The sequence below is a fragment of the Mycobacterium sp. NPDC003449 genome (assembly GCF_053588415.1).
In genome coordinates this window covers 22,916-31,855 of sequence record NZ_JBSFPX010000069.1, presented here as the reverse complement: position 1 = coordinate 31,855, position 8,940 = coordinate 22,916, and the positions used below count along the sequence as shown (strand labels likewise).

Genomic DNA, 8,940 nt, shown 5'->3' with positions numbered 1-8,940 from the left:
GCTTCTTCGGCGAGCAGACGCGGCGGTACCCCATTTCGTGACTTTCCGGGTACCGGCATGTCTGCTCGCGGTCTAATGCGAGCGCAGGAGGTGCGGTATCAGGACCCGGGTGTCGGGGACGAACGGCCAGTCCGGATCGGCCAGATGGCGGGACAGTTCGGCGTCGGTCCACCACCAGCCGTCGGCGATCTCCTCGGGCTGGTGGCTGATCGGCCCGTCGCAACGGACTTCGAACGCGAACAGATGGCAGCGCATGGGCTTTCCGGCCCACCGCCCGTCCCAGGCCGCGCGAGCCAACTGCGCCAGCGGCACCTCGGTGATGCCGAGTTCCTCGGCCAACTCCCTGGTCGCGGCCTGTACCGGCGATTCGCCGGGATCGACGACACCGCCGGCCAGACAATCGTGCATACCGGCGAACACTGCCTTGGTGGTCGTGCGCCGGTGCACGTAGATCCGCTCACCGCCGGTCGACCGGACCAGCACCCCGGCACTGGCGTGCCAGAGACCTTCGGCGTACACCCTGGAGCGGGGCGCGACGCCGGTGCAGTTTCCGTCGGCGTCGTAGACCGCGACGAGTTCGTCGACCATATATGTGCCCCTCCCCTCCCTTCCCTTGCCGAGCAGACACAAAAGTGCCCCAAATCCGAAGAATTGGGGCACTTTTGTGTCTGCTCGCGCGGGGAACTTACTTGGCCCGCTCCAGGACCTCGACCAGCCGCCACCGCTTGGTGGCCGACGTCGGCCGGGTCTCCATCAGCGAGACGCGGTCGCCGATACCGGCGTCACCGTTCTCATCGTGCGCCTTGACCTTCTTGGTGGTCCGGATGATCTTGCCGTAGAGCGGGTGGCTCTTACGATCTTCCAGCTCGACCACGATGGTCTTCTGCATCTTGTCGCTCACCACATAGCCGATGGCGGTCTTACGACGGCCGCGGGGCTTCTCGGTGCGCGGAGTGTGTTTGGGGCCGGCCCCCTTGGTCTCTGCCATTACGAATCCTCACCGCCGGGCCCGGACGCCAGACCCAACTCACGTTCACGCAGCACGGTGTACACGCGTGCAATCTCCTGACGCACAATGCGCAGCCGACGGTTGTTGGCGAGCTGACCGGTCGCCATCTGGAAGCGCAGGTTGAACAGCTCTTCCTTGGACTCGCGCAGCTTGTCCTTCAACTCGTCGTCGCTCAGTTCGCGCAGTTCACCAGGCGAAGTTCCCACTGCCATCAGAACTGCTCCTCTCGACTCACGATGCGGGCCTTGATCGGCAACTTGTGGATTGCGCGAGTCAGCGCCTCCCTGGCGATCTTCTCGTCGGGGTAGCTGATCTCGAACAAAATGCGACCAGGCTTGACGTTGGCGACCCACCACTCCGGCGAACCCTTACCCGAACCCATCCGGGTCTCGGCGGGCTTCTTGGTCAGCGGGCGGTCCGGGAAGATGTTGATCCACACCTTGCCGCCACGCTTGATGTGCCGGTTGATGGCGATACGAGCGGACTCGATCTGCCGGTTGGTGATGTAGGCGTGGCCAAGGGCCTGGATGCCGTAGTCACCGAAGCTCACCTGCGTGCCACCGCTGGCGATGCCACGCTGGCGGGGGTGGTGCTGCTTGCGGTGCTTGACCTTGCGGGGAATCAGCATGATTAGCTCTCCGTTGCTTCCGGCGTGCCGGAATTGGCTCCAGCCTCGACGGCTGCAGCCTCGGTGGCGGCGGGCGCATCAGTGCTCGCGGCACGACCGGCCTCGGTGCTCGTCGCGGTGGTACCCGACGAACCGCTGCGACGCGGACGGGTGCCCGACGGACGCTCACGACGGGGACGGTCGGCGGCCGGCGCGGCGGCGGCGAGCTCACGCTTGCCACCGACGATGTCGCCCTTGTAGATCCACACCTTCACGCCGATCCGGCCGAAGGTGGTCTTGGCCTCGTACAGGCCGTAGTCGATGTCGGCCCGCAGCGTGTGCAGCGGGACCCGGCCCTCGCGGTAGAACTCCGAGCGGCTCATCTCGGCGCCGCCGAGGCGGCCCGAGCACTGCACCCGGATGCCCTTCACGTTGGGCTGACGCATGGCCGACTGGATCGCCTTGCGCATGGCGCGACGGAACGCGACCCGGTTGCTCAGCTGCTCGGCAACACCCTGGGCGACCAACTGAGCCTGCGACTCAGGGTTTTTCACCTCGAGGATGTTGAGCTGCACCTGCTTACCGGTCAGCTTCTCCAGGTCGGCGCGGATCCGGTCGGCCTCGGTGCCGCGGCGGCCGATCACGATGCCGGGGCGCGCGGTGTGGATGTCAACGCGGACCCGGTCGCGGGTGCGCTCGATCTCCACATCGGCGATACCGGCCCGCTCCAGGCCGGTGGCCAGCAGGCGACGAATCGCGACGTCTTCCTTGACGTAGTCCTTGTACTGCTTGTCGGCGTACCACCGGGATTTCCACTCGGTGGTGATACCGAGCCGGAAACCGTGGGGGTTGATCTTCTGGCCCACTACTGCGAGCCTCCCTTCGCTTCTTCGGAAGCTGCTGTCTCGGTGGTCTTCTTGGCCGACGCCGCCTTGCTGCCCTGAGCGCGACGCGAACGCGAGGAGGCCGACGAGGCGCCCCGGTCGGAACGGCTCGGCCTGCTTTCAACGACCACGGTGATGTGGCTGGTGCGCTTGCGGATCCGGAACGCACGCCCCTGGGCGCGCGGACGGATCCGCTTGGCGGTCGGGCCTTCGTCGGCGTGGATCGTCGCCACCACGAGGGTGGCCGGATCCAGGCCGTCGTTGTTCTGCGCGTTGGCGGCAGCGCTCGCGATCACCTTGGCGACCGGCTCGCTGGCGGCCTGCGGCGCCCACCGCAGAATGTCGAGGGCGTCCTCGACACGCTTGCCGCGGACCAGGTCGATGACGCGCCGGGCCTTGGTGGGCGAGACGCGCACGAAGCGCGCCTTCGCGGTCGCGGACGGGTATTCGATGGTGGCAGTCATTAACTGAGTCCTCTGCTCTTCGCGCGAGCGCTCATCGCCGCTTACTCTTCCGGTCGTCCTTGATGTGACCCTTGAACGTCCGCGTCGGAGCGAACTCGCCGAGCTTGTGCCCGACCATCGCCTCGGTGACGAACACCGGGACATGCTTGCGGCCGTCGTGCACCGCGAAGGTGTGCCCGATGAAGTCCGGGATGATGGTCGACCGACGCGACCAGGTCTTGATGACCTGCTTGGTGTTTTTCTCGTTCTGACCGTCGACCTTCTTGAGCAGATGGTCGTCGACGAACGGACCCTTTTTGAGGCTGCGTGGCATCGCTATCTACTCCTAGCGCTTCTTGCCGGTGCGCCGGCGACGGACGATGAGCTTGTCGCTCGGCTTGTTGGGCTTGCGGGTGCGGCCCTCGGGCTTGCCCCACGGGCTCACCGGGTGACGGCCACCGGAGGTCTTACCCTCACCACCGCCGTGCGGGTGGTCGACCGGGTTCATCACGACGCCACGAACGGTGGGGCGCTTGCCCTTCCACCGCATGCGGCCGGCCTTGCCCCAGTTGATGTTGGCCTGCTCGGCGTTGCCGACCTCGCCGACGGTGGCGCGGCAGCGCACGTCGACGCGGCGGATCTCACCCGACGGCATGCGCAGCGAGGCGTAGGCACCTTCCTTACCGAGCAGCTGGATGCTGACACCGGCGGAGCGGGCCAGCTTGGCACCGCCGCCGGGCCGCAGCTCCACCGCGTGGATCACGGTGCCGGCCGGGATGTTGCGCAGCGGCAGGTTGTTGCCCGGCTTGATGTCGGCGTTGGCGCCCGACTCGACGACGTCACCCTGCTTGAGGCCGTACGGCGCGATGATGTAACGCTTCTCGCCGTCCAGGAAATGCAGCAGCGCGATGTTGGCGGTGCGGTTGGGGTCGTACTCGATGTGTGCGACCTTGGCGTCGACGCCGTCCTTGTCGTTGCGACGGAAGTCGATCACGCGGTAGGCGCGCTTGTGGCCGCCACCCTTGTGCCGAGTGGTGATGCGGCCGTGTGCGTTACGACCACCCTTGCCGTGCAGCGGGCGAACCAGCGACTTCTCCGGAGTCGAACGAGTGATCTCGGCGAAATCGGAGACGCTGGCACCGCGACGACCGGGGGTCGTCGGCTTGTACTTGCGAATTGCCATGATTCTCTAGGTCTCTCTGCCGGCTATGCCGGCGCTCCGAACAGGTCGATGGGCTTGCTGCCTGCGGCCAGCGTGACGATGGCGCGCTTGCTGCTCTTGCGCGTGCCGAACCCGGTGCGGGTGCGCTTGCGCTTGCCCTGACGGTTGGCGGTGTTCACCGAATCGACCTTGACGCCGAAGATCTTCTCGACGGCGATCTTGATCTGCGTCTTGTTCGAATCCGGGTGCACCACGAACGTGTACACGTTGTCCTCGATCAGTCCGTAGGACTTCTCCGAGATGACCGGGGCCAGGATGATGTCGCGGGGGTCGGTAACCGTTGCCATCAGACCGACACCTCCTCTTTGGTATTCGCGCCGATGTAAGCGTTCAGGGCCTCGACCGAGAACACCACGTCGTCGGCGTTGAGCACGTCGTAGGTGTTCAGCTGGTCCGGCGAGATCACGTGCACGCCAGGCAGGTTGCGAATGCTCTTCGCGCCGACCTCATCGGTGCGGCCGATGACCACGAGCACCTTCTTGTTCTGGGTCAGCGTCGCCAGGAACGCCTTGGCGCTCTTGGTCGACGGCGTCTGCCCCTCGATCAGCTCGGTGACCGCGTGGATCCGCTCGTTGCGGGCCCGGTCCGAGAGCGCCCCGCGCAGCGCGGCGGCGATCATCTTCTTCGGGGTCCGCTGGCTGTAGTCGCGCGGCTGCGGGCCGTGCACGACGCCACCACCGGTGAACTGGGGAGCGCGGGTCGAACCCTGGCGGGCCCGGCCGGTTCCCTTCTGCCGGTACGGCTTCTTGCCACCGCCGGAGACCTCACCGCGGGTCTTGGTCGCATGCGTGCCCTGACGCTTGGCGGCCAACTGCGCGGTGACCACCTGGTGCATCAGCGCGATGTTGGGCTCAACATCGAACAGTGCAGCGGGCAACTCGACGGAACCGTCGGTCTTGCCTGCCGGAGTCTTCACATCAACTTTGAGAGTCATTACTTCTCGCCTCGCTTGACTGCGCTGCGGACAACCACCAGACCACCGTTGCGTCCGGGGATCGCGCCCTTGATCAGGATGACGCCCTTCTCGGCATCGACCTTGTGCACCTTGAGGTTCTGCGTGGTCACCCGGTCGTTGCCCATCCGGCCCGACATCCGGGTGCCCTTGAACACGCGGCCCGGGGTGGCGCAGCCACCGATGGAACCGGGACGACGGTGCACCGCCTGGGCACCGTGCGCGGCACCCTGGCCCGAAAAGCCGTGGCGCTTCATCGTGCCCGCGAAGCCCTTGCCCTTGCTGGTGCCGGTCACGTCGACGTACACGCCGTCGGCGAAGATCTCGGCGGTCAGTTCCTGGCCGACCTCGTAGTCGGCGGCCGCGGCCTCATCGTCGAGCCGCAGCTCGGCCAGGTGACGGCGCGGGTTGACGCCCGCGGCGGCGTACTGGCCGGTGACCGGCTTGTTGACCTTGCGCGGGCTGATCTCGCCATAGGCGAGCTGCACGGCGCTGTAGCCGTCGCGCTCGGTGGTACGGATGCGGGTCACCACGTTGGGGCCGGCCTTCACGACCGTCACCGGGACGACTTTGTTGTTCTCGTCGAACACCTGCGTCATGCCCAGCTTGGTGCCCAAAATGCCTCTTCTAGCCATTTTTCTCGGGTCTCCTACTGGATGTTGACGTCGACACTGGCCGGCAGATCGATGCGCATCAAAGCGTCAACGGTCTTGGGCGTCGGGTCGAGGATGTCGATCAGCCGCTTGTGCGTACGCATCTCGAAGTGCTCCCGCGAGTCCTTGTACTTATGCGGGGACCGGATGACGCAATACACGTTCTTCTCGGTCGGCAGCGGCACGGGGCCCACCACACTCGCGCCGGTACGGGTGACCGTTTCGACGATCTTGCGCGCCGAGGCGTCAATCGCCTCATGGTCGTAGGCCTTGAGCCTGATGCGGATCTTCTGTCCCGCCACGCTTCTCCTACCTCGCTCCTGCTTCGTACATCGGCCGGCCGCCTCTGGGAATCCCAGTCGGGCCTGGTTGCCCCGGCGCGGATTACGCCGAGTCTTGCCGCCGCTGTTTACCTGTCTGTGGTCCACCGATCCCCGCGGTCGGGCGTGTCGCCCTCACGCACATTCTCTCGCTCCGAAAAATCTGTCGCGATCGAATTGGGACCGGATGCGCCCGTGGTGGGCGCCGGTCGTATGCCCGGCCAGGCATACACCCGGCGCAAGGCAACCCGAACAGTATGCCCTAGATTCTGGCGTCATCCAAATCCGCGACCGAGCAGGTCGGAAGCGGCGTGACCGTGGGCGTTATGCACGCAAAACGGCCCGCAAGCGTGCACAGGCCCCACACTCGGGCGCGGCGGCGACCGAGCCACTATCTTACCGTCGAGTAAGGTAGGGCTCATGACCGCCACCTACCGCGCGTGGCAGCAGCTGTCTGGCAAGCCCTTGGGCACCCGGCTGTTCTCGGCCGCGGCCATGGCCCGGGTGCCCTATTTCGCCTCGATCCTGCCGCACGTCCGGCGGATGGAACCGGGCCTGGCCGAGGTCGACGTGCCCAAGTGGTTCTTCATCTACAACCACCTGCACACCGTGCACGCGATCGCCTCCTGCAACGCCGCCGAGATGGCGATGGGCATGTTGATGGAGGCCACCGTGCCGGCCGGCCACCGATGGATCCCCAAGGCGATGAACGTGGCCTACCTCGCCAAGGCCACCACATCGCTGCGGGCGACGGCCCGGCTGGACCCGCCCGACTTCACCGCCCTCACCGAGGGCACCGACGTCGTGGTGGCGGTCAGCGTGACCGACCGTGCCGGCGTCGAGGTCGTCCACGCCGATATCACCACCTGGGTCACCCCGGTCTGACTCCGCCGTCGGGCGTGACCACCCTCACGCCGACCACCGGAATCCCCCGCCGCCTGGACGGGTTACTACCGTTGCCATTCTTATAGAACAATGTTCCATAACGATGGCCACCCGACAAGGAGGCACCAATGACCAACATCGTTCTCATCCACGGGCTGTGGCTGCCGCATACCGCGTGGCAGCCGTGGATCGACCGCTTCGCCGCGAACGGCATCACCGCCGTCGCTCCCCCATGGCCCGGTGAGGCCGCGACGGTGGCCGAAACCCGTTCCGACCCGAGCGCTCAGGCGGGTTACGGAATCGACGAGTTGACCTCGCACTTCGCCAAGGTTCTCGAGGGCTTCGACGAGCCGCCGGTGGTGATCGGCCATTCGTTCGGCGGGTTGATCGCGCAGAAGCTGCTCGGCGAGGACAAGGCGGCCGCGGCGATAGCGATCGACCCCGCACCGATCAAGGGCATCACGGCGTTACCGTTCACCCAGCTGCGCTCCGCGTTCCCGGTGCTGGGGAATCCCCTGAACCGGGGCCGGGCCAAATCCCTCACCCGTGAGCAGTTCCGCTACGCCTTCGGCAACGCCCTCGACCGGGCGGAGTCCGACGAGTTGTGGGAGCGGTTGGCCATCCCGTCGCCGGGCAAGCCGCTGTTCGAAGCCGCCACAGCGAATTTCGCGGTCTCGTCACCGGCGAAGGTCGACACCTCGAACCCCGCTCGGGGCCCGCTGCTCATCACCGCGGGCACCGCCGATCACACGGTTCCCTACGTCACGGCCAAGGGCGCGTTCAAGAGGTACGCGAAGTCGCCTGCGGTCACCGATTTCCACGAATTCGCCGGGCGTGGTCACTCGTTGACCGTCGACCACGGCTGGCCCGAAGTCGCCGACACCGCACTGAGCTGGCTCGAACACCGTGACGTCACCGCACCACGCTCGACATCACGATGAGGATGATGAGTACCGGACACTGATCGACGATTCGAACCGGGGAGGCACCACGGACACCCGAGCCCCATCGGCGTCCCGACGCCGAACCGCAAGTGAACAGGTCTCGGCCGCACTGCTGAGTGCGGCCGAGGCTGTTCTCGATCGCACGGGCGCCAAGGGTGTGACGATCCGCGCCGTGGCAGCGCAGGCGGGCGTTGCGCCCATGGGCGTCTACAACCGCTTCGAAAGCAAGGAGGGGCTGATCGGCGCCCTGGCCATGCGCGCACTGGACGAGTTGGCCGACGCCATCACGGTGCCCTCCGATATCGAACCGGTCGAGCGGTTTCGCCGCGCCTGCGACGGCTACCGCGACTTCGCCCTCTGCCACCCCGCCCGGTACGCGCTGGTCTTCGCCAGCGGCAGCCCACTGGAGGACAGGTCCTCGCTTGTCGCCGAACGCGGACGGCTGGTGTTCGACACCCTGGTCGATCTGATCCGGGCGGTGGTCGCCGACGCCGGCGGTACCGAGCCGATCGAAGCCGGCCAGGCGGTCTGGAACGCGGTACACGGTGCGGTCACCATCGAACAGGCCGGTCTGACCCAGACGGCCGACGCCGCCGCGTCCTACGGACACCTGCTCGACGTGCTCATCGCCGGACTTCTCGCCGCGCCGAATCCGGCCTGAGTCAGTCCAGGTAGGTGCCGTGCCCCTCGCGCACCAGGCCGCCGTCGAATATCAACACCTCGTTGACCAACCCGCCGCGCTGATTGCGGTAGTTGATCACCAGGGCGGATTCACCGCGATACACCTCGACCACCTCGAAATGCAGGTCCGGCATGCCCGCAAGCGCGGTGGTCCAGTAGTGGCGCAACGCCTCCTTACCCCGCAGCACCCCGCCGCTGCCCGGGAGCACCCGCGCGGCGACGGGTGAGCTGAACACCACGTCGTCATGGAAATGCGCGAGCACCGCGGCCACATCGTGGGCGTTCCAGGCCGCCACCCAGGCCTCGGCGTACTCTCGCGGGTCCGGCGTCGACATCTGAT

Annotated in this window: 15 protein-coding genes and 1 pseudogene; 3 read left to right on the top strand and 13 right to left on the bottom strand. The window is 66.6% G+C overall.

The genetic code is table 11. The features are described 5' to 3' along the window. Positions 1–72 precede the first annotated feature (72 nt). The 12 genes and pseudogenes from ACWDTP_RS18635 to rpsJ all read right to left on the bottom strand — a co-directional run bounded on the left by ACWDTP_RS18635 (position 73) and on the right by rpsJ (position 6,072). Entirely contained in the window at positions 73–588 is a 516-nt protein-coding gene (locus ACWDTP_RS18635; protein WP_450022342.1) for an NUDIX hydrolase, read from the bottom strand. Between the two features lie 97 nt (positions 589–685). Further along, on the bottom strand, positions 686–988 hold the full coding sequence (rpsQ, locus tag ACWDTP_RS18630; RefSeq protein ID WP_450022340.1) for a 30S ribosomal protein S17: 303 nt from the start codon (positions 986–988) through the stop codon (positions 686–688). After that, a complete protein-coding gene (gene rpmC, locus ACWDTP_RS18625) occupies positions 988–1,221 on the bottom strand; it encodes a 50S ribosomal protein L29 (RefSeq protein ID WP_450022338.1) in 234 nt (77 codons plus the stop codon). Before rpmC ends, rpsQ begins: the two co-directional genes overlap by 1 nt. Beyond that, positions 1,221–1,637 carry a 50S ribosomal protein L16 gene (gene rplP / locus ACWDTP_RS18620; protein WP_450022336.1) on the bottom strand — a complete coding sequence of 139 codons (417 nt, stop codon included), beginning with the start codon at positions 1,635–1,637 and terminating at the stop codon, positions 1,221–1,223. The genes rpmC and rplP overlap by 1 nt, the downstream gene beginning before the upstream one ends. A 2-nt stretch (positions 1,638–1,639) precedes the next feature. Further along, a complete protein-coding gene (gene rpsC / locus ACWDTP_RS18615; RefSeq protein WP_450022334.1) occupies positions 1,640–2,482 on the bottom strand; it encodes a 30S ribosomal protein S3 in 843 nt (280 codons plus the stop codon). Between the two features lie 14 nt (positions 2,483–2,496). Beyond that, positions 2,497–2,964: pseudogene (rplV, locus tag ACWDTP_RS18610) on the bottom strand (50S ribosomal protein L22); the annotation flags it as partial. A 31-nt stretch (positions 2,965–2,995) separates the two neighbouring features. Further along, positions 2,996–3,277, bottom strand: a complete 282-nt coding sequence (rpsS, locus tag ACWDTP_RS18605) for a 30S ribosomal protein S19 (RefSeq protein ID WP_450022333.1) — start codon at positions 3,275–3,277, stop codon at positions 2,996–2,998. Positions 3,278–3,289: 12 nt separating this feature from the next. Then, positions 3,290–4,126 carry a 50S ribosomal protein L2 gene (rplB, locus tag ACWDTP_RS18600; RefSeq protein ID WP_450022331.1) on the bottom strand — a complete coding sequence of 279 codons (837 nt, stop codon included), beginning with the start codon at positions 4,124–4,126 and terminating at the stop codon, positions 3,290–3,292. Positions 4,127–4,149: 23 nt separating this feature from the next. Next, a complete protein-coding gene (gene rplW, locus ACWDTP_RS18595) occupies positions 4,150–4,452 on the bottom strand; it encodes a 50S ribosomal protein L23 (protein ID WP_450022330.1) in 303 nt (100 codons plus the stop codon). Beyond that, positions 4,452–5,099: a 50S ribosomal protein L4 gene (rplD, locus tag ACWDTP_RS18590; RefSeq protein WP_450022328.1), complete on the bottom strand. Its 648-nt coding sequence runs from the start codon at positions 5,097–5,099 to the stop codon at positions 4,452–4,454. The genes rplW and rplD overlap by 1 nt, the downstream gene beginning before the upstream one ends. Beyond that, positions 5,099–5,752 carry a 50S ribosomal protein L3 gene (rplC, locus tag ACWDTP_RS18585; protein WP_450022326.1) on the bottom strand — a complete coding sequence of 218 codons (654 nt, stop codon included), beginning with the start codon at positions 5,750–5,752 and terminating at the stop codon, positions 5,099–5,101. Before rplC ends, rplD begins: the two co-directional genes overlap by 1 nt. Positions 5,753–5,766: 14 nt before the next feature. Further along, the gene (gene rpsJ / locus ACWDTP_RS18580) at positions 5,767–6,072 is read right to left on the bottom strand and encodes a 30S ribosomal protein S10 (RefSeq protein ID WP_003883485.1); all 306 of its coding nucleotides are present in this window, start codon (positions 6,070–6,072) and stop codon (positions 5,767–5,769) included. A 438-nt stretch (positions 6,073–6,510) separates the two neighbouring features. Between rpsJ and ACWDTP_RS18575 the strand changes: the two genes are divergently transcribed. The 3 genes from ACWDTP_RS18575 (at position 6,511) to ACWDTP_RS18565 (ending at position 8,580) form a co-directional block, all read left to right on the top strand. Further along, a complete protein-coding gene (locus ACWDTP_RS18575; RefSeq protein ID WP_450022324.1) occupies positions 6,511–6,975 on the top strand; it encodes a hotdog fold domain-containing protein in 465 nt (154 codons plus the stop codon). Between the two features lie 128 nt (positions 6,976–7,103). Beyond that, positions 7,104–7,916: an alpha/beta hydrolase gene (locus tag ACWDTP_RS18570; RefSeq protein WP_450022322.1), complete on the top strand. Its 813-nt coding sequence runs from the start codon at positions 7,104–7,106 to the stop codon at positions 7,914–7,916. Next, complete coding sequence (locus ACWDTP_RS18565; protein WP_450022320.1) at positions 7,882–8,580, top strand: TetR/AcrR family transcriptional regulator; 699 nt, start codon at positions 7,882–7,884, stop codon at positions 8,578–8,580. The genes ACWDTP_RS18570 and ACWDTP_RS18565 overlap by 35 nt, the downstream gene beginning before the upstream one ends. Position 8,581: 1 nt before the next feature. Here the strand turns inward: ACWDTP_RS18565 and ACWDTP_RS18560 are convergent, their stop codons facing one another. Next, complete coding sequence (locus tag ACWDTP_RS18560; protein WP_450022318.1) at positions 8,582–8,935, bottom strand: nuclear transport factor 2 family protein; 354 nt, start codon at positions 8,933–8,935, stop codon at positions 8,582–8,584. Positions 8,936–8,940 lie beyond the last annotated feature (5 nt).

Bases quoted from the DNA above. Each gene is read 5' to 3' on its own strand.
- ACWDTP_RS18635 (WP_450022342.1), bottom strand. From the start codon at position 588: ATGGTCGACGAACTCGTCGCGGTCTACGACGCCGACGGAAACTGCACC.
- rpsQ (WP_450022340.1), bottom strand. From the start codon at position 988: ATGGCAGAGACCAAGGGGGCCGGCCCCAAACACACTCCGCGCACCGAG.
- rpmC (WP_450022338.1), bottom strand. From the start codon at position 1,221: ATGGCAGTGGGAACTTCGCCTGGTGAACTGCGCGAACTGAGCGACGAC.
- rplP (WP_450022336.1), bottom strand. From the start codon at position 1,637: ATGCTGATTCCCCGCAAGGTCAAGCACCGCAAGCAGCACCACCCCCGC.
- rpsS (WP_450022333.1), bottom strand. From the start codon at position 3,277: ATGCCACGCAGCCTCAAAAAGGGTCCGTTCGTCGACGACCATCTGCTC.
- rplB (WP_450022331.1), bottom strand. From the start codon at position 4,126: ATGGCAATTCGCAAGTACAAGCCGACGACCCCCGGTCGTCGCGGTGCC.
- rplW (WP_450022330.1), bottom strand. From the start codon at position 4,452: ATGGCAACGGTTACCGACCCCCGCGACATCATCCTGGCCCCGGTCATC.
- rplD (WP_450022328.1), bottom strand. From the start codon at position 5,099: ATGACTCTCAAAGTTGATGTGAAGACTCCGGCAGGCAAGACCGACGGT.
- rplC (WP_450022326.1), bottom strand. From the start codon at position 5,752: ATGGCTAGAAGAGGCATTTTGGGCACCAAGCTGGGCATGACGCAGGTG.
- ACWDTP_RS18575 (WP_450022324.1), top strand. From the start codon at position 6,511: ATGACCGCCACCTACCGCGCGTGGCAGCAGCTGTCTGGCAAGCCCTTG.
- ACWDTP_RS18570 (WP_450022322.1), top strand. From the start codon at position 7,104: ATGACCAACATCGTTCTCATCCACGGGCTGTGGCTGCCGCATACCGCG.
- ACWDTP_RS18560 (WP_450022318.1), bottom strand. From the start codon at position 8,935: ATGTCGACGCCGGACCCGCGAGAGTACGCCGAGGCCTGGGTGGCGGCC.